The organism is Shinella lacus, from assembly GCF_010994755.1.
GTDB classification, from domain to species: Bacteria; Pseudomonadota; Alphaproteobacteria; order Rhizobiales; family Rhizobiaceae; genus Shinella; species Shinella lacus.
In genome coordinates this window covers 152,286-172,952 of record NZ_WHSB02000002.1, presented here as the reverse complement: position 1 = coordinate 172,952, position 20,667 = coordinate 152,286, and the positions used below count along the sequence as shown (strand labels likewise).

Annotated in this window: 21 protein-coding genes; 9 read left to right on the top strand and 12 right to left on the bottom strand. The window is 63.5% G+C overall.

Features of this window, described 5'->3' with window-relative positions; genetic code table 11:
• Positions 1-12 precede the first annotated feature (12 nt).
• The 3 genes from fumC to GB927_RS05365 all read left to right on the top strand — a co-directional run bounded on the left by fumC (position 13) and on the right by GB927_RS05365 (position 3,691).
• On the top strand, positions 13-1,461 hold the full coding sequence (gene fumC / locus GB927_RS05375) for a class II fumarate hydratase (RefSeq protein ID WP_369431626.1): 1,449 nt from the start codon (positions 13-15) through the stop codon (positions 1,459-1,461).
• 170 nt (positions 1,462-1,631) lie between these two features.
• The gene (locus tag GB927_RS05370; protein WP_256115615.1) at positions 1,632-2,702 is read left to right on the top strand and encodes a GGDEF domain-containing protein; all 1,071 of its coding nucleotides are present in this window, start codon (positions 1,632-1,634) and stop codon (positions 2,700-2,702) included.
• A gap of 341 nt (positions 2,703-3,043) precedes the next feature.
• Entirely contained in the window at positions 3,044-3,691 is a 648-nt protein-coding gene (locus tag GB927_RS05365) for a L,D-transpeptidase (protein WP_256115614.1), read from the top strand.
• Between the two features lie 164 nt (positions 3,692-3,855).
• Here the strand turns inward: GB927_RS05365 and GB927_RS05360 are convergent, their stop codons facing one another.
• The 4 genes from GB927_RS05360 to GB927_RS05345 all read right to left on the bottom strand — a co-directional run bounded on the left by GB927_RS05360 (position 3,856) and on the right by GB927_RS05345 (position 6,695).
• Positions 3,856-4,611 (bottom strand): M15 family metallopeptidase, encoded by a 756-nt coding sequence (locus tag GB927_RS05360; protein ID WP_256115613.1) that lies wholly within the window; start codon positions 4,609-4,611, stop codon positions 3,856-3,858.
• 28 nt (positions 4,612-4,639) lie between these two features.
• Entirely contained in the window at positions 4,640-5,026 is a 387-nt protein-coding gene (locus GB927_RS05355) for a hypothetical protein (RefSeq protein ID WP_256115612.1), read from the bottom strand.
• Between the two features lie 78 nt (positions 5,027-5,104).
• Positions 5,105-5,713, bottom strand: coding sequence for a pyridoxamine 5'-phosphate oxidase family protein (locus tag GB927_RS05350; protein WP_256115611.1), 609 nt, complete (start codon positions 5,711-5,713; stop codon positions 5,105-5,107).
• A 73-nt stretch (positions 5,714-5,786) separates the two neighbouring features.
• Complete coding sequence (locus GB927_RS05345; RefSeq protein ID WP_256115610.1) at positions 5,787-6,695, bottom strand: alpha/beta hydrolase; 909 nt, start codon at positions 6,693-6,695, stop codon at positions 5,787-5,789.
• Between the two features lie 48 nt (positions 6,696-6,743).
• On the opposite strand from GB927_RS05345, the gene GB927_RS05340 reads away from it, so the two are divergent.
• Positions 6,744-7,223, top strand: coding sequence for a MarR family winged helix-turn-helix transcriptional regulator (locus GB927_RS05340; RefSeq protein WP_256115609.1), 480 nt, complete (start codon positions 6,744-6,746; stop codon positions 7,221-7,223).
• A 102-nt stretch (positions 7,224-7,325) separates the two neighbouring features.
• Here GB927_RS05340 and GB927_RS05335 read toward each other — a convergent pair whose 3' ends face one another.
• The 6 genes from GB927_RS05335 to GB927_RS05310 form a co-directional block, all read right to left on the bottom strand.
• Entirely contained in the window at positions 7,326-7,640 is a 315-nt protein-coding gene (locus GB927_RS05335; RefSeq protein WP_256115608.1) for an antibiotic biosynthesis monooxygenase family protein, read from the bottom strand.
• A 27-nt stretch (positions 7,641-7,667) separates the two neighbouring features.
• Positions 7,668-8,657 carry a zinc-dependent alcohol dehydrogenase family protein gene (locus GB927_RS05330; protein WP_256115607.1) on the bottom strand — a complete coding sequence of 330 codons (990 nt, stop codon included), beginning with the start codon at positions 8,655-8,657 and terminating at the stop codon, positions 7,668-7,670.
• A 61-nt stretch (positions 8,658-8,718) separates the two neighbouring features.
• The gene (locus tag GB927_RS05325; protein ID WP_256115606.1) at positions 8,719-9,021 is read right to left on the bottom strand and encodes an ArsR/SmtB family transcription factor; all 303 of its coding nucleotides are present in this window, start codon (positions 9,019-9,021) and stop codon (positions 8,719-8,721) included.
• Positions 9,022-9,238: 217 nt separating this feature from the next.
• A complete protein-coding gene (locus GB927_RS05320; protein WP_256115605.1) occupies positions 9,239-10,450 on the bottom strand; it encodes a low temperature requirement protein A in 1,212 nt (403 codons plus the stop codon).
• Between the two features lie 91 nt (positions 10,451-10,541).
• The gene (locus tag GB927_RS05315) at positions 10,542-12,374 is read right to left on the bottom strand and encodes a monovalent cation:proton antiporter-2 (CPA2) family protein (RefSeq protein WP_256115604.1); all 1,833 of its coding nucleotides are present in this window, start codon (positions 12,372-12,374) and stop codon (positions 10,542-10,544) included.
• A gap of 57 nt (positions 12,375-12,431) precedes the next feature.
• A complete protein-coding gene (locus GB927_RS05310; RefSeq protein ID WP_256115603.1) occupies positions 12,432-12,806 on the bottom strand; it encodes a gamma-butyrobetaine hydroxylase family protein in 375 nt (124 codons plus the stop codon).
• Positions 12,807-13,008: 202 nt separating this feature from the next.
• Here GB927_RS05310 and moaA point away from each other — a divergent pair, with 202 nt between their 5' ends.
• A complete protein-coding gene (moaA, locus tag GB927_RS05305; RefSeq protein ID WP_256116170.1) occupies positions 13,009-13,995 on the top strand; it encodes a GTP 3',8-cyclase MoaA in 987 nt (328 codons plus the stop codon).
• 24 nt (positions 13,996-14,019) lie between these two features.
• Complete coding sequence (locus GB927_RS05300; RefSeq protein WP_256115602.1) at positions 14,020-14,661, top strand: DUF1176 domain-containing protein; 642 nt, start codon at positions 14,020-14,022, stop codon at positions 14,659-14,661.
• A 204-nt stretch (positions 14,662-14,865) separates the two neighbouring features.
• Here the strand turns inward: GB927_RS05300 and GB927_RS05295 are convergent, their stop codons facing one another.
• Positions 14,866-17,406, bottom strand: a complete 2,541-nt coding sequence (locus GB927_RS05295; RefSeq protein ID WP_256115601.1) for a methyl-accepting chemotaxis protein — start codon at positions 17,404-17,406, stop codon at positions 14,866-14,868.
• A gap of 387 nt (positions 17,407-17,793) precedes the next feature.
• On the opposite strand from GB927_RS05295, the gene GB927_RS05290 reads away from it, so the two are divergent.
• From GB927_RS05290 to mobB, 3 genes are all read left to right on the top strand, one after another.
• On the top strand, positions 17,794-18,699 hold the full coding sequence (locus GB927_RS05290) for a DMT family transporter (protein ID WP_256115600.1): 906 nt from the start codon (positions 17,794-17,796) through the stop codon (positions 18,697-18,699).
• 65 nt (positions 18,700-18,764) lie between these two features.
• Positions 18,765-19,400, top strand: a complete 636-nt coding sequence (mobA, locus tag GB927_RS05285; protein WP_256115598.1) for a molybdenum cofactor guanylyltransferase MobA — start codon at positions 18,765-18,767, stop codon at positions 19,398-19,400.
• Positions 19,397-19,921: a molybdopterin-guanine dinucleotide biosynthesis protein B gene (gene mobB / locus GB927_RS05280; RefSeq protein ID WP_256115597.1), complete on the top strand. Its 525-nt coding sequence runs from the start codon at positions 19,397-19,399 to the stop codon at positions 19,919-19,921. The genes mobA and mobB overlap by 4 nt, the downstream gene beginning before the upstream one ends.
• A gap of 12 nt (positions 19,922-19,933) precedes the next feature.
• On the opposite strand, the gene GB927_RS05275 is transcribed toward mobB, so the two are convergent.
• Complete coding sequence (locus GB927_RS05275; RefSeq protein WP_256115596.1) at positions 19,934-20,566, bottom strand: glutathione S-transferase family protein; 633 nt, start codon at positions 20,564-20,566, stop codon at positions 19,934-19,936.
• Positions 20,567-20,667 lie beyond the last annotated feature (101 nt).

Here is a 20,667-nt window from a genome sequence, read left to right as displayed (position 1 = left end):
CTGCCGCGCCCCATGCGGCGGCATCGCCGGCGGCAGGACGAAGCGCATGGGTTTTTAGCGGGAAGCACAATGACATCGACGCGCACGGAAACGGATACATTCGGCCCCATCGAAGTGGACAACAGCCGCTACTGGGGCGCGCAGGCCCAGCGCTCGCTCGGCAATTTCAAGATCGGCTGGGAGAAGCAGCCGCTTTCGGTCGTGCGTGCGCTCGGCATCGTCAAGCAGGCCGCCGCCCGCGCCAATGCCGAACTCGGGCGCCTCGACCCGGCACTCGCCAAGGCCATCACGGAAGCCGCGCAGGAAGTCATCGACGGCAAGCTCAACGACCATTTCCCGCTCGTCGTCTGGCAGACGGGCTCCGGCACCCAGTCGAACATGAACGCCAATGAGGTGATTTCGAACCGGGCGATCGAAATGCTCGGCGGCGTCATGGGCTCGAAGAAGCCGGTGCACCCGAACGACCACGTCAACATGAGCCAGTCGTCGAACGACACCTATCCGACGGCCATGCACATCGCCTGCGCCGAGCGCATCGTGCACGACCTGCTGCCGGCGCTGAAGCACTTGCATGCTGCCCTTGAAGCGAAGGTGAAGGCCTTCGACCACATCATCAAGATCGGCCGCACGCACACGCAGGACGCCACTCCGCTCACCCTCGGCCAGGAGTTTTCCGGCTACGCCGCGCAGGTCGCCTCCTCGATCAAGCGCATCGAACTGACGCTGCCGGGCCTGTGCGAACTCGCCCAGGGCGGCACCGCCGTCGGCACGGGCCTCAACGCGCCGGTCGGCTTTGCAGAGAAGGTCGCCGACCACATTGCGCAAATCACCGGCATCGCCTTCAAGACCGCGCCGAACAAGTTCGAAGCGCTCGCCGCCCACGATTCGATGGTCTTCTCGCACGGCGCAATCAATGCCGCCGCCGCAGCGCTCTTCAAGATCGCCAACGACATCCGCTTCCTCGGCTCCGGCCCGCGCTCCGGCCTCGGCGAACTGGCGCTGCCGGAAAACGAGCCGGGCTCGTCTATCATGCCGGGCAAGGTGAACCCGACCCAGTGCGAAGCCCTCACCCAGGTCTGCGCCCAGGTCTTCGGCAACCACGCCTCGCTCACCTTCGCCGGCAGCCAGGGCCATTTCGAGCTGAACGTCTTCAACCCGCTGATGGCCTACAACTTCCTGCAATCGGTCCAACTGCTGTCGGATGCCGCAATCTCGTTTACCGACAATTGCGTCACCGGCATCGAGGCGCGCGAGGACAACATCAAAGCAGCCCTCGACCGCTCCCTGATGCTCGTCACCGCGCTCGCCCCGAAGATCGGCTACGACAACGCCGCAAAAATCGCGAAAACCGCCCATAAAAATGGGACGACGCTTCGCGAAGAGGCCGTCGGCGGCGGTTACGTGACCAACGAAGAATTCGACGCGGTTGTACGTCCTGAAAAAATGATTATGCCGGGTTGAGATAGAATTTTTGAATATTCCGCCTTGAAAGGCCGCAGGTCATTGTATCTGCGGCCTTTTTTGCGTCCAGCCTTCCGTAACGAGAGTTGAGAAGCGTTAATCATTCCCAAAGTATTTCCGCCTTATTTTGCGGGTCGGGAGCCAACCAACGAAATTCAGGAGCAGCCGACATGAGCACGGCAGTTGCGCAGAAGGTCCAGGTGCCGGATATCGCGGCCCAGGTGACCTATGCCATGCGCATAATGGGCGTCGCGCCCATCCCGCGGAACTACGAGCTGTTCTACGAAGCCTATATCGGTTCCAATCCCAAGCTGACGCGCGAACTCGCCGCCCTCGGCAGCAAGGCCTCGCAGGAAGAGTTGGACGAGATCGGCGCGAAATATTTCGGCCATCACCACGGCGCGACCGCCATCGACGGCGCGCACACCAAGATCGTCGGCGAGCTGGAAGGGCTGCTGCGCCTGCTGAAGCAGGAGCAGACCTCGCTCGAAAGCTACAACAAGCTGCTCGACGAGACGTTCGGGCGCATCACCGGCAAGAACGCAACAAGCGTCGAGATCATCAAGAGCGTCGTCGGCGTGCTGACGCAGGCGACTGGCGACACCATCAACCAGGGCAAGGAGATGGTGGAGAACGTCGCGCAGAAGTCGATCGAGATGGACAATGTGCGCAAGGAACTCGACGAGTACAAGCGCATCGCCAACACGGATTCGCTGACGCAGCTCTCCAACCGCCGCGCCTTCGACGACAAGCTTTCCGCCATCTACAATTCGACGATGTCGCGCGGCGTGACCGCGCTGATCCTCGCCGATATCGACCACTTCAAGAAGATCAACGACACCTACGGCCACCCCGTCGGCGACAAGATCCTCGCCTCTGTCGGCAGCCTGATTCGCGCCAATGTGCGCAAGGACATTCTCGTCGCCCGCACCGGCGGTGAAGAATTCGCGATGATCGTGGAAGGCAACACCGAGGAAGAGGCGATGGCCATCGCCGAGCGCATCCGCGTCGCGCTCGAACACACGCCGTTCAAGAATTCCAAGACCGGCGTCAATTACGGCCCGATCACCATCTCGCTCGGCTTCTGCATGGCGTCCTGGGCGGAAGGCCCGGGCGAGCTCTACTCCAAGGCCGACATCGCCCTCTATTGCGCCAAGAACGGCGGTCGCAACCGCACCATGCCGTTCGAGGACGGCATGAAGAAGGATTTCGCCAAGAGCTGGCTGATCTACCGCAAATAAGCGGCCTCGCACTGCCTTCGAAACGGCGCCTTCGGGCGCCGTTTTGCGTTTGGCACGAAATTTTTCCTCGCCCGCCAAATCCGGCGGAACCGCGGCGGCAGTCGCGCGTTTTTGCGGCACGGGAGGAACGCGCCATGCAAACCGGATTTTTCGAACTGACGATGATCGCCGCCCTGATGCTGAGCAGCCTCGTCTGGATCCAGCCCTTCTAGGGGCTCGAAAAGGCCGGCGGGAGACCTGTTCCCGCCGGAACATCGTGGCGCGCGCCGCTGTCCTAGAAAGTCCCCATCAGAACAAAGCGCCGAGCATCAAGCCAACGGCCGCAAACAGGGACCAGGACAATGAAAAAGCTCGCTATCGCTCTTCTCGCAGGTCTTCTTTCCACCGCAGGCGCGGCCTTCGCCGCCGACAATGCCGTCGACCCGATCGAGGTCGCCTCACTCTCGTCCTCGGCCCAGAAGACGGGCTGGCTGCAGGTTCTGTCCGGCGGCAAGCCGGTCAAGTCGGAAAAGAAGATCGCCGCCGTTTCCCGCGCGCCGATCGCCCGCGAACTCGTCGCCTTCAACGAGAAGGTCGCACCCGGCACGATCATCGTCGACAATTCCGAACGCCGCCTCTACCACGTGCTCGGTTCAGGCCTTGCCATGAAATACGCCGTCAGCGTCGGCCGCGAAGGGTTCATCTGGACGGGTGCGGAAAAGGTCACCCGCAAGACCGAATGGCCGACCTGGACGCCGCCGGAAGACATGCGCGCCCGCGAAGCCAAGAAGGGCAAGATTCTGCCGGTCTCCATGAAGGGCGGCCTCGACAACCCGCTCGGCTCGCGCGCCATCTATCTCGGCTCGACCATCTACCGCATCCACGGCACCAACCAGCCGTCCTCGCTCGGCAAGGCCCAGTCTTCCGGCTGCATCCGCATGGCGAACGAAGACGTTGAACACCTCTATGCCCAGGTCACCGCGGGCGTGACGGTCATCGTTCGCGATTGATCAAAAAGCTGAAACCGATCAGCGGCAGGCGGAGAAGCGCCCTGCCGCCCCAACCACTCCGTCATCCTCGGGCTTGACCCGAGGATCCATTATTTTCAAAGGGTTATGGATCCTCGGGTCAAGCCCGAGGATGACGGAGGAGAGGTTTGGCGGACCATATCGTCTCAGCGGCAGGCGGAAGCGCCTGCCGCTTTTGCTATGGCGATGAGATCGGGGCGATACTCGAAATGCATAGTATCGTAGTGATACCAGCGGCCGCCCCAGACATAGCCGTGCCGCTCGAAGATATCGACGATCTCCAGCGGGTACTTGTTGGCATATTTTGGCACCTTGCCCGGCTTGCCGCCGGACCAGATCCAATAGTCCGCAAACTTGGTGTTGAGATCGATCGCCGCGCCAAAACTGTGCACCGACATGTTGGGCGCGCCGGAAACCTTGCGCCAGTTGAAGGTGCCGGCCGACGGCGCCAGATAGCGCTTCAGCTCCGGTTTTGCCGCAAGCTCGTCCCGCACCTTCTCCAGCGCCGCAGCCGCCCCCTGTCGCTTGGTCACGCGAACCGTCGCGCCGAACCATTTGACCGGCACAAGATCGGCCTGCACCGCCTTCGCCGATTTTCCGTAAAGCCGCATCATCAGCGCGTCGCTGCGAATGCGGCCGGGGTCGAAATTCACCACCGGTTTCGCGTCGCAGGCGCCGAGTGGATAGATCTGCTGAAGGCTGTCCTCGACGTCGCCGGTGGCGAGCGCCGCCTGATGGTCCTTCGTCTTGCCGTCGTCGATGTCGAGCGGCGCCCCACCGTCCTTGAAGACGAGGCTGTTGCCCTCGATACCGGCGAGGCTGTCGGGATAGGCCTCGACAAGCAGTTTCAGGCGGGCCGCAAGTTCGGGCTCCGCAGCGCCCGCCACTGAGGCGGCGAGCACGAAGAGAGCGACACCCGCAAGCGCGCGCTTAGTCCACGGAAATGTTGATATAATCGCCTCCCCCGCCGCGCCAGATTTCGACGTGAATCTGCACGTCGCCGTTCAGCAAGCGTCGTGCGGCGCTGCCGTCGATGCGGCCGCTGCGGATCATGCGCTCGGCAAGTTCGCGATTGCGCGCCGAGGCGAAGAAGTTGTCGAAATCGTCGCCGGGCTGGCTGACGCCGAAGCGATGCACATTTGCGCGGTCCTGGCGGATGACCTGCCAGGGCTGCGTCAGGCGCTCGTTGCTGGAGTTGTAGAGGTCGTCCTGGCCGATATAGGCGCCGTAGCTTTCGATCAGCTCATCCGCCTTGGCCGCTCCGGCCGAAGCCGCAAGCACTGCGGCGATCGCCGCCGCAAAAATTCCTATCCGCATTCCCAACTCCACCTATCGGCCGTGGCCGCTTGCAATCGCTAACAAGACGGGTCGGGAGGGCAAGATATTCGCCGTCCCTCACCACATGGTCTTGGCGGCCCGGCCGGGCCATTCCCGATCATAGGCCGTGCCGTCGAAACCCTTCTTGGCCGAGGCGAGCATCTGGCCCACGGTCGGCAGGCAAGAGGTATCGCGGAACTTCTCCGGGTTCCAGAGGTCGGCACGCAGAACGGCGCGCGCGCATTGCGAATAGACCTCTTCGATGGAGATCACGACGACGGATCGCGGGTGTTTGCCATCCATCACGAAGCGCTCGGTGAGCGCAGCGTCGATGCGCACCACGGCGCGGCCGTTGAGGCGCATGGTCGTGTTGGAGCCGGGAATGAGGAACATCAGCGCCACGCGCGGGTCCCGCACGATGTTGGAGAGCGAATCGATGCGGTTGTTGCCGCGCCAGTCCGGCAGCATCAGCGTGCGCTCGTCCTCGATGTGGATGACGGCGCCGGCATCGCCGCGCGGCGAGCAATCGAGCCCCTCCGGCCCGACGGTGGCGAGCGCCATGAAGGGCGAGGCCTCGATCATCGCGCGATATTCCGGCAGCAGGAAATCCGTCACCTTGACGAGCGAGGCTTCGCCCGGTTCGCCATAAAGCGTGTTCAACTGGTCGACCGAGGTAACGATGGTCATGTTTGCCTCCTGTGCTGCTTGCCGTTTCCGGCGCATCGCACCCTGGCATGACAGGTTCATGACGAAAAGGTCGTCATGCGGCGATGCGTTGCCCGTCTTCGGCAAGGAAGCGCACGATGCGGTCGATCACCGGCTCGGCGGAAACGATGCGGCGATGACCAAAACCGTTCGCCCATTCGAGCGTGACATTCGGCCCCGAAGCGGCATAACGCCGGGCATGCAGCGCCGGCACCTCCTTGTCGTCTTCCGCATGAAGCACCAGCATCGGCACCTTCAGCCGCCCGGCCCCGTTCGCCGCGTCGAAGGCCGAAAGCGGGGCGCCGGCAATCTTTTCCACATGGCTTTCCAGCGCCACCTGCGCCCTCGCCCCGAGCTTCAGGAACCGGCCGAGATCCTTGAACAGCCACGTCATTTCGCTGGGCGAACCGATAGTGACGAGCCGGCGCGGCCGGTGCGCGGGAACCGACGGCACGAGGCCGCTTGCCGCGCAGGCGAGCGACGCCCCGCCAAAGGAATGGCCGCAGAAATAGTCGAACCCGCCAAAACGCTGCCAGGCCGCGTCGATCGCCCGCACCGCCATCGGCAGCGTCAGCGTTCGCCCGCGCGAGGCGCCATGGCCCGGCAGGTCGAGCGCCACGACCTCGTGGCCGGCGGCGACCAGCGCCTCGGTCAAAGTCGAGAGATAGGCCGCGCGCGAGCCCCAGCCATGCACCACCAGCACCCGGCCGGAAAAGGCCTGGCAGGGCCGCGCGGCAAAGCGGTGCGCGACGGCGGTGCCGCCGGCAAAGGCGAGCGTCACGCGCTCAGCCTGCCGCATCCAGCCCTCGGAGCGGGCGAACAGTTCCTTCTCCTTCGCCGTACGCGGCCGGCGGCCCGGCGTCGTCGCGAACAGCCGGAACGCGGCGCGGCCGGCGGCCGTGGGAGAGACGGCGGCAGCCCCCTGGAGCGCCAGCCGGATGACCTTCAAGCCAAAGGATGCCATAGTGGGAATCCATAAAAAATGTTCAATGCTGAACAATAAAGTACAACGATGAACAAAAATCAAGCCTTCCCTTGGGATCATCCGCGCTTTCGCAGCTGGATCGGCGTGGCGCGCGCCTGCCAGCTCATGCAGCAGGCGGTGACAAGGGCGATCGCCGATCTCGGCATCAAGCCGCCGCATCTCGATATCCTGGTCAACCTCTACCGTTTCGACGGCATCTCCCAGCAGGAACTCGCGCGAAAACTGCTCGTCGGCCGCTCGAACATGAGCATGCTGCTGCCGCAACTCGAAAAGCGCGACCTCATCCTGCGCAAGGCCGACGCCAAGGACAAGCGCGTGCTGCGCCTGTCGCTGACGAAGGCGGGCCGCAGCCTTACCGAACAGGCGATGGTCATACAGACCGGCCTGATCGACCGCATCCTGTCGCAGACCCCGGAAGACCGTTGCCTGCAAGTGGCCGAATCGATGGAGGACATCATCCGCATCCTCCAGACGATGGATGCCGACGAGGTGGCCGAAGACGCCTAGGCCGGATCGACTTTTGAGCGATAAACTCTCATCGGCGAGGCTGGACAGGACTCTGCTGGCTTTTCGTTGCCACAGCTTCCGCGACGTGCGCTGTGTAAGATTTTAGACAAGATATTCGCCTGTAGCAAAAGCTGCCCCCTCGATATGATAGACCGTCGGTTCTTCCGAAAAATACCGCTGCAAGCCCATCATGAACATCCGATGGTCTTCACTCGCTTCGAAGCCCGGCGTGTGATCCTCAAAGGACTTCCAGCGCACGATGAGGTGGAATAGTTCGGGTGTTTCGATCCCTTGTGCGAGAACGTGACCGCAATATCCCTCTGCGCGGCTTAGCAACGGAGCGACCTCGGCAAACGCGGCTCTGAACGTTTCAATTTGCTCTTTGTGAACCGGGAGTTGAGCGATTTCATAAATCATGGCGTTCTCCTAAAGTGAGTTCAACGGTTAAAAGCCCGCACTTGCGAGATGAGCCGAAGGCCCGACTGCTATCGCGATTTTTCCTCGAACACCGTTGTTAGGGGTCTCCAGCCGGGCATGGGCGAGCGGAATGTCGGCAAGCGAGTAGACGGCGCCGACGTGTGGCCGCAGCTGACCGCGCTCTATCAATGCGCTCAACTCATCGAGCTTGCCGCGGTTTTGTCTCGTGAAAACGAAGTGATAACTCGCGTTCTTGCCCCAGGCCTGAACGACGTTTTGTGGCTGTGCAATGTCCACGATCGTGACAACACGGCCAAGTTGTGCGAGCGCGTCGGGGCTGCGTGACAATGTGTTACCGCCGATGGTGTCGAATACGACATCTACCCCGCGGCCAGCCGTTTCCCGCATGACAGCGTCGACATAATCTTCCCTTTGGTAGTCGATGACCACATCGGCACCCAAACTATGTGCGAACTCAAAGTTTGCTTCGCGCACGGTCGTGAACACTCTTGCTCCCATGGCCTTTGCGATTTGGATCGCCACATGACCGACCCCTCCCGCGCCGCCATGTACCAGAATGCTTTCCCCCACTCTTAGCGCCGCACGCACGACCAGTGCTTCCCACACCGTACCGCCAACCAGGGTCAAGCTTGCGGCTTCAAGGTGGCTCAGCGAGGGAGGCTTCTTCCCCACAACGCCTTCGGCAGCAACGTGGTACTCGGCATAACTTCCTGGCCCGTCAAATATTTGCGGGGTGTACCAAACTTCGTCTCCTGGAGAGAAGGCCGTCACACCCGGCCCGACCGCTTCGACAACGCCGGATACGTCGTGCCCGGTAATAGCCGGCAGTTGCACCAAATCACGATAATCGCCACGTCGGACTTGGTAATCCAACGGATTGATGGAGGTTGCATGTACCTGGACCAGCACTTGCCCCGCATGAGGCACCGGCTTGGGCACGTCGCTAAGCGCGAACGAATCCGGGCCGCCAAATGATTTGAGTGTCATCGCTTTCATTGCACATCCTCGTTTCGGTAAAAAGGAATATAGAGAATTCTCGATATTATGCGGTAGAAAATCACAGTTGCTTCCCGATGATCTCGGCAAGAGCACTGATGGTGGCTTCGTTCCGCTTGTAGTAGGTCCACTGGCCGATACGCCTGACTTCCACCAAGCCTGCTCGTTGCAGGGTTGCAAGATAATCAGACACCGTCGACTGCGACAGTCCCACGCCTTCTTGAATGCTACTGACGCAGACCCCGACCGTTAGAACGTCGCCTTCATCCTGTGGAGGGAAGTTCTTCGCGGGGTCCTTCAAACCTTTCAAGATTTCAAGGCGCGTGCGGTTTGAGAGGGCTTTGAATATTTCGAGCAATTCCATAGCCTGATAATATCGAGATTTACCGATATGTCAATGGCGGCCGTGTTTGCAGCTTTTGTAACGGGATACCGCATGGCAGCGCAGCGACGGGCTGGTGTCGCTGTTGTCCTCTACGACCTCACGCCCAGCTGCCATCGGCCAGAACCAACGAAAGGCTGATCAACCTCCGGCGATCGCGGGGACAGCGGCTTCAGTTCAACCTAAATGTCGATCCGATCTAGACCTTCGCGACCGCATCCGCCCGCGTCGATTTCAGCGACTGGAATTCCCAGAGCGCCACGCCGAACAGCACTGCGGACGCCGCCATGAAGAGCTGGTAGGGTTCGACGAAGGGCACGGCTGCGGCGAGCGCGAGAAGCGCGCCGATGCCGGCGAGATGCGATAGCGGCGCCCGTCCGCGCACCGCACGCTTGAACCAGGTATTGCCCGAGAGGAAGACGATCGGTCCGCCGAGGATGGCGCTCGCGGTCTTGAAATCGACGTGCCCATGCGGATGGGCGAGCGCGAATTCCTCTGCCACGGCCGACAGGATGATGCCGCCGACGATCGGGATGTGCGCATAGGTGAAGGCAAGCCGGGCGACGCGACCGGGCGTCGCCGAATGCTCGATCAGGTGCGCCGCCTCGCCATGGCCGAAGCGGAAATAGATCCACCACATGGTGGCGGTCGAGAAGAAGGCGGTGGCGAGCAGGATGATGGTGAAGCCGTCGAGCAGCTCCATGCCGGCGACCGTGCGGCCGGTAACGAGGATCGTCTCGCCGAGGCAGATGATGACGAAGAGCGCGCAGCGCTCCGAAATATGCTCGCCGGAGACCTGCCAGTCGCTGACCGACGATCGCCCGATGCCGGGCGTGACGAAGCCGAGCGCCGGCGCGCTGTATTCGATGATGAGCGCCAACAGCCAGAGCGCCAGTCGCGCCTCCTCCTCGACGAAGGCGCCGGCGATCCAGAACACGGCGGCAAAGGCCGACCAGGCGGTGATGCGGATGAAGTTGCGGCTGTTTTCCGGCCAGTCGCGCCGCATCACATAGGCGGTGAAAGCCGAGCGGCCGACCTGCATGGCGACATAGGTGAGCGCGAAGAGCAGGCCGCCGGTGCTAAAGGCGACCGGAATGGCGACCGACAGCATCAGGCCGAGGAACATCAGCACGAAGAGCAGGATGCGCACCGGCGCCTTGTCGGGATCGAGCCAGTTGGTCGCCCAGGTCGTGTAGATCCACACCCACCAGACCGCGAGCGTCAGCATCGCCGCCTCGACGAGGCCGAGCGCCGAATAATGCCCCGCCAGCGAATGGGAAAGCTGGATGATGGTCAGCACGAAGACGAGGTCGAAGAAGAGTTCGGCGAAGCCGACCTTGCCTTCCTGTGCGGTTCCCCGGGCACGCAGAAAGGCGGAATGGGCGAAGCGTTCGTCGTTCGTCGCCGTCATGCGGGCGGGTCCTTTTCCAAGTGTGATCGAGCCGGGCGGCGTCGACCCCATGGGAAACCACCCGGCGCGCGAAGGCAAGCCCGATCCGCGGTCAGCCGGCCTCTTCCTGCTGTTCCCTTTCGCGGCGCTCGCGCTCCTCCTCAGCTGCCGCGCGTTCGCGGGCGGTGCGCGCCGCAACGAGGTCGGCCGGCTGCGCATTGCCGCGCACGAGCTGGCGGCCGGCATAGATGCCGCCGACGGTTTCAAGTGCCAGGCGCTCGCGGTCGACATCGCGGAATTCCTCGACCACTTCAATGGCGAGATCCTCGTCCTCGCCGAGCACCTTCAGCGTCTCGCGGCTGAAGACCGTGGCGGATTCGAAGGTCTCGCGGATCTGGTAGTCGACGCCGGCATGGATGAGGTCGATGGCGTGGCCGCGGTCGTAGGCGCGCGCCAGAAGCGGCACCAGCGGAAACTCCTCGTGCACGATCTGCGCGATCTTCACCGCTGCTTCCTTGTCGTCGACGCAGATGAGGATCGCCTTGGCGGTCGCCGCACCCGCGGCATGCAGGATATCGATGCGCGAGCCGTCGCCGTAATAGACCTTGAAGCCGAACTCCGCGGCATCGCGCACGAATTCCGCGTCCTTGTCGATCAGCGAAAGCGTATAGCCGCGGGCGAGCAACGGCTGGCTGACGATCTGGCCGAAGCGGCCAAAACCGATCATCAGCACCGTGCCCTCGACATTCTCCGGCAACGTCAGCCCCTCGGTGGAGGGCTGCTGCTTCGGCACGACGCGGTCGTGCAGGATGACCATCAGCGGCGTCAGCACCATCGAGATGATGATGGTCGCCGTCAGGATCGCATTGTCCTCGCCATCGAAAATGCCGGCGGACACGGCGGCCGCATAGAGCACGAAGGCGAATTCGCCGCCCTGCGCCATCAGCACGGCGCGTTCCAGGCTTTCGGCGTGGCAGGTGCCGAGCACGCGGGCGACGAGATAGATGATCAGGATCTTGGCGATCATGTAGCCGACGACGCTCGCCACCACGAGCTGCCAGTTGGCCGCGATGACCGAAAGGTCGATCGCCATGCCGACGCCAAGGAAGAACAGGCCGAGCAGGATGCCGCGGAACGGCTCGATATCGGCTTCGAGCTGGTGGCGGAAGGACGATTCGGAGAGCAGCACGCCGGCAAGGAAGGCGCCCATCGCCATCGAAAGCCCGGAGACCTGCATGGCGAGCGCCGAGCCGAGCACCACAAGAAGCGCTGCGGCCGTCATCACTTCGCGCGCACCGGACGCCGCCAGCACGCGAAACAGCGGATTGAGCAGGTAGCGCCCCGCCAGCACCAGCGCGACGGTGGCGCCTATGGCGATGCCGACCGAAAGCCAGCGGTCGGAGGTATCCGTGGCAGCGCCCCCCGTGCCGAGCAGCACGACGATGGCGAGCAGCGGCACGATGGCGAGATCCTCGAAGAGCAGGATCGCGATGATGCGCTGGCCCTTCAGCGTCGACATGGTGCCGCGCTCCTGCAGCATCTGCATGACGATGGCGGTCGATGTCAGGACGAAGCCGGTGCCGGCGACGAAGGAGGGAATGAGCGGGAAGCCGAAGGAAAGCCCGATGCAGGTCAGCGCCGCCATGGCGCCCATAACCTGGATGGCGCCGAGCCCGAAAATGTCCTTGCGCATGCCCCAGAGCCGCGAGGGCTGCATTTCGAGGCCGATGATGAAGAGGAACATCACCACGCCGAGTTCGGCAACATGGATGATCGCCTGCGGATCGGCAAAGAAGCCGAGCCCGAAAGGACCGATCGCCAGCCCCGCCGCCAGATAGCCGAGCACGGAGCCGAGCCCGATCTTCTTGAAGACCGGCACCGCCGCCACGCCCGCCGCCAGCAGGACGACGACCTGGGTGAGATCATTTGCATTCGCTTCTGCCAAAAGGGCATCTCCCGTTGGTTGTCGGTGGACGCTACCTTCGCGAGGCAGTCCGAAATGTTACCGCGGTTTCTCCGACATATCGCGGCTCATGCCTTTCTCCGCAAGGTCGCGTTCGTAGTCGGCGAAGAGCTCCGCGCCCTTTTCCCCGAGTTCGCGCAGATAGGACCACGTGAAGATACCAGTATCGTGAAGGTCGTCGAAGCCGATGCGCACGGCATAATTGCCGGTCGGGATCATGGAGATGATCGCGACATTGCGCTTGCCCGGCACGGTCACCTTCTGGCCCGGCCCATGGCCCTGCACTTCCGCGGAGGGCGAAAGCACGCGCAAAAGTTCCGCCGAAAGGTCGAAACTCTGGTTGTCGTTGAACGTCACGACGAGGCGCTGGCGGTCCTTGGAGACCCGCAGTTCCGTCGGCCACAGATCGCTCATGCCATTCCCTTTCCATCGCCTTTGCGCGAAGGACTATGCCGCAAGCCGGGGATGTGCAAGGCGGAAAATGCTGTCATAATCGCCGCACCGGCTTGACGGTGCGCCCCGCGCGCACGACATATCCGGGAACGGAGGCTGTGTTTTGAATTGGTTTGCAGGACCATGGGATGGCGCGGGCCGCATCGCGCAGTCCGACGCACCGATGATCGACCCCTTCGGGCGGGCGATCACCTATCTGCGCGTTTCGGTGACAGATCGCTGCGATTTCCGGTGTACCTATTGCATGGCGGAAAACATGACCTTCCTGCCGAAGAAGGACCTGCTGACGCTGGAAGAGCTTACCCGGCTCTGTTCCGCCTTCATCGCCAAGGGCGTGCGCAAGCTGCGGCTGACCGGCGGCGAGCCGCTGGTGCGCAAGAACATCATGCATCTCGTACGCGAACTCGGCCACCAGGTGCAGGACGGCCGCCTCGACGAACTGACGCTCACAACCAACGGTTCACAGCTCGCCAAACACGCGGCCGAGCTTGCCGATTGCGGCGTGCGCCGCATCAACGTGTCGCTCGATACGCTCGATCCGCAGAAATTCAAGACGATCACCCGCTGGGGCGAGCTTTCCAAGGTCATGGAAGGCATCGATGCGGCGCAGGCCGCCGGCCTAAAGATCAAGATCAACGCGGTCGCGCTGAAGGATTTCAACGACCGCGAGATCCCCGAGCTGATGCGCTGGGCGCATGGCCGCGGCATGGACCTCACCCTCATCGAAACCATGCCGATGGGCGAGATCGAGGAAGACCGCACCGACCGCTACCTGCCGCTCTCCGAAATGCGCGAACGGCTCGCGGAAGAGTTCACGCTCACCGAAAACGCCTACCGCACCGGCGGGCCGGCGCGTTACGTCACGGTCGCAGAGACCGGCGGCCGCCTCGGCTTCATCACGCCGATGACGCATAATTTCTGCGAGAGCTGCAACCGCGTGCGCCTCACCTGCACGGGCACGCTCTATATGTGCCTCGGCCAGAACGACGCGGCCGACCTGCGCCTGCCGCTGCGCGCCTCGGAGGACGACGCCCTGCTGTCGCAGGCGATCGACGAGGCGATCGGCCGCAAGCCGAAGGGCCACGATTTCATCATCGACCGCCGCAACCGCCCGGCCGTCGCCCGCCACATGAGCGTCACCGGCGGCTAAGCGCTGCCCAAAAGCGAGGTTTCGGTGAAAACCCTTCTGGCCGCCCTCCTCTGCGCCGCCCTGCCCTCCATCACCTTCGCAGCCGATCGCCCGGAGGGTCTTGCCGCCGCGGAAGCCGTCGCCAAGGCCGCCTTCGGCACGGATTGCGACATGAACGGCATGACGGAAGTGCCGATGGCCGAGCCGGACGGCGAAGGCTTCGGCCATTCGGTCTATCGCTTCTCCTATCGCGCCAGCTACCAGTCGGCCACCGATCCGGAAATAGAGGCGGAACTCTACCAGCTGTTCTGCGGCTCCGGCGCCTACAATGTCCGCCACGCCTTCGTGCTGAAGGTGAGCGACACGGAATCGCCGAAACTTGTCTCCTTCGCCACGCCCGATCTCGACTATGCCTATACCGACGACGAGATGGGCAGGCTCAAGGCCGAGCCGAAGGTGCGCGGCTACCGCGCCACCGGCCTCCTGGTGAACGCGACCTACGACGCGGAAAAACGCATCATCACCAGCCACACCGCCTGGCGCGGCATCGGCGATGCCTGGGACAGTGGCACCTGGACCTTCATCAACGGCGACTTCGTACTGACCCGTTTCGAAGTCGACCCGACCTATGGCGAGCAGGACCCGGCAGTGCCGGAGAGCTACGTCGTCTACGAGGCCGGCAAATAGGCGACCCGCTTGCCGTCGAATAACAAACAAAATGCCGTGCCCTCCTCCGTCATGGTCGGGCCTGACCCGACCATCCATGCTGCGAGCACGCCGGTGGATCCTCGGCTCAAGGCCGAGGATGACGGTGTGGGGTGAGGTCGCGTTGTCAACAAACGAAAAGGCCGGGCTTTCGCCCGGCCTTTTCAATTCCAGTTAAGCCGATGCTCAGGCCGCGTAGTGCTGACGCCCGAAACCGTCCCGGGTATCGAGATCGCGTGTCTTGAAATGGTCGATCTTCTCGTTGAGGTTTTCGACGCGGCGGCGCAGGCCGTGGATTTCCGCGGTGTTCTCCTCCACCATCGCCGCGTTCTGCTGCGTGATGAGCTCGACCTGGTGCACCGCCTGGTTCACCTCGTTGATACCCTCGTACTGCGCGGCGGCGGCGGCTTCGATCTTGCCGACCAGCGTGTGGATCGACGAGATGTGCTCGTTGATGACCGTCAGCGCCTCGCCGGTCTCGGTGACGAGCGAAACGCCGTTGCGGACCTGCGCCGAGCTGTCGGAAATCAGGTCCTTGATCTCGCGGGCCGCACCGGCGCAACGCTGGGCAAGCTCGCGCACTTCCTGCGCGACCACCGCAAACCCGCGGCCGGCTTCACCGGCGCGCGCCGCTTCCACACCGGCATTCAGCGCCAGGAGGTTGGTCTGGAAGGCGATCTCGTCGATGACGCCGATGATCGTGCTGATCTTCTCCGAGGACTTCTTGATCTGGTCCATGGCATCGACCGCCTTGGACACGACCTCGCCGGAGCGCTTGGCATAGCTATGCGTCTCGTCGACCGAAACCGCCGTCTTCTGGGCGCTTTCGGCGGTGGAGCGGACGATCTCGGTCAGCTGGCGCAGTGCCCGCGAGCTTTCCTCCAGCGCTGCCGCTTGCTGTTCGGTGCGGCGCGCCAGATCGTCGGCGGAGGTGGCGAGGTTGCTGGTGCCGCCGTTGATCTCGACCGTCGTCGCACGAACGTCCGACAGCGTGACGCGCAGCGCCTCGACGGCATTGTTGTAGGTGCGGGCCATCGCGACATATTCGGCGGCGAGCGCCTCCGTCATGCTCTCTTCGAGATTGCCGGCGGCAAGCTGGCCGAGCACGTCGGACAGGGCGGTGAGCGCCTCGGTCTGGTCGGCTTCGATGCGGGCCTGCTCGCTTGCACGGCGTGCCTGCTCCTCGGCCGTCAGCTGGCGCTGGGTTTCCGCTTCCTGTTCGAGGCGCACGTTTTCGCGCGCGGCATCGCGGAAGACGGCGACCGAGCGCACCATGTCGCCGATCTCGTCGCCGCGGTTGCGGCCGTCGATGCTGATGTCGAGATCGCCGCTCGCCAGCCGCGACATGGCTTCGTTGACGCGACGCAGCGGTCCACGCAGCGTTTCGACGAGCATCAGGCCGCCGATGATGGCGAGCAGCGTGCCGGCGACCATCGCGATGATCGAGACGTTGGCCGAGCGCTGGCTGTCCTTTTTGCCGGCCTCCTGGGCGCTCGACACGAACTGCTCGAGCGTCTGGCTGGCATCCGCCACCGAAGCGGAGGCAGCGACGCGCGCGGCCTGCCACTTCTCGCCGACGGAGATCAGGTCCTGCGTGCCCTTCTCGATCTTGACGAGCGAGGGCGCGAGCTTGTCCGAAAGATCGCGTAGCGCCGCATTCTTCGTGCCGAGCTTTGCCAGTTCCGCGGCACTTGCGGCCACGGCCTTCACGTCCGCAAGCACGGCGTCGCGGCTCGGCTGGTCGAGCTTGCGGTGCAGTTCGCTGATATGCAGGCGGGTTTCGTCAATGCCCTTGAAGGTGTCGCCCATCAGCGTGATCAGCGTCTTGAGCAGCACGATCTCCGCATCCATGCCGACGAAGCGCTTGGCGGCGGTGTCGGAGTTCTTGCCGGCTTCCTTCAGGAAATCGGCATCGAACTTCGCGAGCTTGGACAGCACCGGCACGAATTTCGCCTTTTTGGCTTCCGCGTCGTCGGTGCCTGCAAGGATAGCCTGTACCGCGGCGACTTCCACCTCGAAGACCTTGATCTGTTCCAGCGCCTTGGGCGAGGCGATCGCCTTCGATTCGGCAAGCTGCTTGAGAAGCTGCGGCAGGTAGGTCTCGGCCGCCTTCACCTTGTCCTCCGGCTTCATCGCCAGCGCGACGGGCTTGCGGAACTTGCCGATGCGTTCGGCAAGGCCCTGATAGGCGGCGGCATCGAACAGAAGAGCCTTGGCGAAGGCTTCCTTCTCGCCGGATTCGCTGCGGATGACGCCGATCTGCTTTTCGGCAAAGGCGCCGTCCTTGGCCATCGCCGCAAGCGATCCTTCGAGCTCCGCGGTCACGGCGTTGCGCTCCTGGTCGATTGCCCAGAGCGTCTCGGTCTGGGCGCGCATGGTGCCGGCCAGCGCCACGACGGAGGCGATCTTGGCCTTTTCGCCCGCATCGGGCAGCAGCGCGTCGAGATCGTGGATGCCGGCATCTTGCTCGTCGATCCGCGCAGAGAGCGCGTCGCGCGTCTCCTGCGCGGGCTTGTCGACGAAATCCTGCAATCCGCTGCGCAGGTTCTGGAAATGCGACAGGCTGTTGATCGTCTCGCGGGTGACCGTCATGTGGCCGTTCAGCGTGCTCGCGGTGAAATAACCGACAAGGCCGATACCGGCGATCAGCGCGACGAGAGGAATGACGAACAGCAGCACCTTTGTAACGATGCGGCGCTGCTGGAGCAGGCGGTCAATGAAGGACATGGGTTCCCCGACGTTTTTATGACGACCAAGATCCCGTCGGGTGTCTGTCAAAGCCGAAGGGGCCGCTCGGCTCACCATCGGGAGCGCGGCCGGCACTTCATGTCGGGGCATTCGGCCGATCTTCCACCAGACGGCCTGCCCTCACCCGTCGCATCATGCGATCGTTCATTGGGATGACGCAACGATAGGTGGGGAAGCTTAATGAAATGCTTCGCCAAAGCAGCAGAAATTCAAGCTGTTGCGCCGAAATCGTCATCGTTTCGTGCCCAAAACACGCTCATTCGCCGCTTCCTTCGGCAACCATCCCGTTTGTTCCAGTCGATCTAGTGATGGCACCCGGCCGACAATGTGCCTATGAGGGAAGGACAATCGCCTGGAATCACCCGCATGAACTCCACCGCAAATGCCAAGGGCGCCCTCTTCATGGTGGTCGCCATGGCCGGCTTCACCTGCAACGACGCACTGGTCAAATCCGTCACCGATGCCATGAATGTCGGCCAGATCATGTTCGTGCGCGGGCTGATGACGACCGTGCTCGTCGTCGCCATCGCCTGGTGGATGGGCGCACTCGGCTCCTGGCGCGTCGTGCTGCAGCCGGCGCTCTTGCTGCGGCTCGTCGCCGAAATCCTCGCCTCGCTCGCCTATATTTCCGCACTCGGCGCCATGCCGCTCGCCAACACCGCCTCGATCCTCCAGGCGCTGCCGCTCGCCGTCACCCTCGGCGCCGCCCTCTTCCTCGGCGAAAAGGTCGGCTGGCGGCGCTGGCTGGCCATCATCGCCGGTTTTGCCGGCGTGCTCATCGTCATCCGCCCCGGCCCGGAAGGATTTTCGATGGCGGCGGTCTATGTCATCGCCTCGGTCGTGGGTGCTGCGGCGCGCGATCTTGCGACCCGCCGAATCGACCCGAACGTCTCCACCCTCTTCATCAGCGTCATCACCGCAACCTCGATCACCGTCGTCGGCGGGGCGCTGATCGTGCCGATGGGCGGCTGGCAGCCGATGTCGGGCGATGTGCTTAGCCGGCTAGCGATTGCCAGCGTGCTGCTGCTTGTCGGCTACCAGGCGATCATCCTTGCCATGCGCACCGGCGAAATCTCCTTCATCGCCCCCTTTCGCTATACGAGCCTCATCTGGGCGATCGCCATCGGCTTCCTGTTCTTCGGCGAGATACCGGATATCTGGATGACGGTCGGCGTTTTGATCATCGTCGCCTCCGGCCTCTACACCTTCTATCGCGAGAACCGCCGCCGGGTGCCGGCCGTCGCACAGGAGTCGAAGCCGGAATCGCCCTGAAAGGGTTGCGAGCCAGAGCCGCACCGACTAGATCGGATGGGAACCAACCTGCCGATGGGAGCGAGATGGCACCGGCACAAGCGATATTGGGCGTGATCCTCGCCGGCGGGCTTTCCTCCCGCATGGGGCAGGACAAGGCGCGCATCCGCCTCGGCGGCGCCGCGCTCATCGATCGCGCCGCCCGGCGGCTGCGCCCGCAGGTCTCCGCCGTCGCCGTCAATGCCAACGGTCCCGTGCTGTTCGAGCGCGGCGAGGAACTGCCGGTCTTCGCCGATCTCGATGCCGCGCGCGCCGGCCCGCTCGGCGGCGTGCTCGCCGCCCTCGATTACGCGAAACGCCACCACCCGCAGACGAGCCACGTCGCCACAGTGCCGACGGATAGCCCGTTCTTCCCGACCGATCTCGTCGCCCGGCTCGCCCGCGTCGTCGACACGCCGGAGCGCATGGCCGTCGCCCGCTCGGTCAGCGGCCTGCATCCCGTCTTCGCGCTGTGGCCGGTCACACTCGCCACCGACCTCTCGGAATGGCTCGCAGGCGGCGGGGCGTTGCGCGTGCGCAGCTACCTCGAACGCCACCAGGCGCGCGACATCACCTTCCCGCTGATCGACACGCCGCGCGGCGAATTCGACCCGTTCTTCAACATCAACACGCCGGACGATCTCGACGAGGCGGAAAACTGGCTCTGGGTGCTGGAGCGATGACGCGGCCAAAGATCTTCGGCATTGCCGGCTGGAAGAATTCCGGCAAGACCGGGCTTGCCGTGCGGCTGGTGACGGAGCTCGTCGCCCGCGGCTACCTGGTCTCGACCATCAAGCACGCCCACCACGATTTCGACATCGACAAGGTCGGCGCCGACAGCTACCGCCACCGCCAGGCCGGTGCGCATGAGGTAACCATCGTCTCCGGCACGCGCTACGCCATCATGCATGAGCTGCGCGGCGCGCCGGAGCCGAGTTTCGAAGAAATCCTCGCCCGCCTTGCCCCCTGCGACCTCGTGCTGATCGAAGGCTACAAGCGCGAGCCGATCCCGAAGATGGAGGCCCGCCGGCTGGAGGCCGCCAACCGCGTCCCGCTTGCGCCGGAAGACCCGCATATCGCGGCCATCGCCGCCGATCACCCGGTCACCGACACCACGCTGCCCGTCTTCGATCTCGACGACACCAAAGCGATCGCCGATTTCGTCGTGGCAGTAACCGGCCTCGCAAGCCCCTCAACCGTCTGAAGCGATCCGCCGTCAGGCGGCTGACTGGACGTCCGCGAAGGCTTTGGCAATGCGCTGCGGCGCCTCGGGACGCGCATACATCCGCTCAAGATAGGCCTGGAGACCGGGACAGCCGTCCAGAAGCTCGCATTCATTGGCCCAGTCGAGCACATAGGCGGTGACGCAATCGGCGACGCTCATCCGGTCGCCGACGATGTATGTACGCCCCTCCATGTGGCGCTCCAGCACCTTTGCCATGGCCGAAAACTCTTCCCGGGCGAGCGCGATATCGCCGGGCAGGCGCTTGTCCTCGTCATACAACATCGTGTGTTTGGTGATGCGCCACACCGGCTGTTCCAGCTCGGTGACGGCGAACAAGGCCCAGCGATAGGCCTGCGCTCGTTCTTTCAGGTCGGCCGGCATCAGGCCCTTGGCGCCGTACTTCTCCGCCAGATAGAAGACGATCGCCGCGGATTCCGTCAGGACGAGATCGCCATCCACCAGGACAGGGATTTTCCCGGCCGGATTGAGGCGCAGAAAATCGGGCTGGTAGTTTTCGCCGGCCATCACGTTAACGGGCACGAATTCGAATTCAGCATTGAGCGTCTGCAGTGCCCACAGCGCGCGAAGCGAGCGCGTCGGGCCAAATCCATAGAGTTTCATCATCGCGGTTCTCCTCCAGCTTCTTACCGTTTCCAAAGGACGCCTGAAGAATGCCCGAGCCGACAGCCGGCGCCAGAAAAACTTTCCGCGCCAAAAAAGAAGGC

What these genes read in the sequence shown, in the direction of transcription:
- fumC (WP_369431626.1), top strand. Translation starts at nt 13, where the DNA reads ATGCGGCGGCATCGCCGGCGGCAGGACGAAGCGCATGGGTTTTTAGCG.
- GB927_RS05370 (WP_256115615.1), top strand. Translation starts at nt 1,632, where the DNA reads ATGAGCACGGCAGTTGCGCAGAAGGTCCAGGTGCCGGATATCGCGGCC.
- GB927_RS05365 (WP_256115614.1), top strand. Translation starts at nt 3,044, where the DNA reads ATGAAAAAGCTCGCTATCGCTCTTCTCGCAGGTCTTCTTTCCACCGCA.
- GB927_RS05355 (WP_256115612.1), bottom strand. Translation starts at nt 5,026, where the DNA reads ATGCGGATAGGAATTTTTGCGGCGGCGATCGCCGCAGTGCTTGCGGCT.
- GB927_RS05350 (WP_256115611.1), bottom strand. Translation starts at nt 5,713, where the DNA reads ATGACCATCGTTACCTCGGTCGACCAGTTGAACACGCTTTATGGCGAA.
- GB927_RS05345 (WP_256115610.1), bottom strand. Translation starts at nt 6,695, where the DNA reads ATGGCATCCTTTGGCTTGAAGGTCATCCGGCTGGCGCTCCAGGGGGCT.
- GB927_RS05340 (WP_256115609.1), top strand. Translation starts at nt 6,744, where the DNA reads ATGAACAAAAATCAAGCCTTCCCTTGGGATCATCCGCGCTTTCGCAGC.
- GB927_RS05335 (WP_256115608.1), bottom strand. Translation starts at nt 7,640, where the DNA reads ATGATTTATGAAATCGCTCAACTCCCGGTTCACAAAGAGCAAATTGAA.
- GB927_RS05330 (WP_256115607.1), bottom strand. Translation starts at nt 8,657, where the DNA reads ATGAAAGCGATGACACTCAAATCATTTGGCGGCCCGGATTCGTTCGCG.
- GB927_RS05325 (WP_256115606.1), bottom strand. Translation starts at nt 9,021, where the DNA reads ATGGAATTGCTCGAAATATTCAAAGCCCTCTCAAACCGCACGCGCCTT.
- GB927_RS05320 (WP_256115605.1), bottom strand. Translation starts at nt 10,450, where the DNA reads ATGACGGCGACGAACGACGAACGCTTCGCCCATTCCGCCTTTCTGCGT.
- GB927_RS05310 (WP_256115603.1), bottom strand. Translation starts at nt 12,806, where the DNA reads ATGAGCGATCTGTGGCCGACGGAACTGCGGGTCTCCAAGGACCGCCAG.
- moaA (WP_256116170.1), top strand. Translation starts at nt 13,009, where the DNA reads ATGATCGACCCCTTCGGGCGGGCGATCACCTATCTGCGCGTTTCGGTG.
- GB927_RS05295 (WP_256115601.1), bottom strand. Translation starts at nt 17,406, where the DNA reads ATGTCCTTCATTGACCGCCTGCTCCAGCAGCGCCGCATCGTTACAAAG.
- GB927_RS05290 (WP_256115600.1), top strand. Translation starts at nt 17,794, where the DNA reads ATGAACTCCACCGCAAATGCCAAGGGCGCCCTCTTCATGGTGGTCGCC.
- mobA (WP_256115598.1), top strand. Translation starts at nt 18,765, where the DNA reads ATGGCACCGGCACAAGCGATATTGGGCGTGATCCTCGCCGGCGGGCTT.
- mobB (WP_256115597.1), top strand. Translation starts at nt 19,397, where the DNA reads ATGACGCGGCCAAAGATCTTCGGCATTGCCGGCTGGAAGAATTCCGGC.
- GB927_RS05275 (WP_256115596.1), bottom strand. Translation starts at nt 20,566, where the DNA reads ATGATGAAACTCTATGGATTTGGCCCGACGCGCTCGCTTCGCGCGCTG.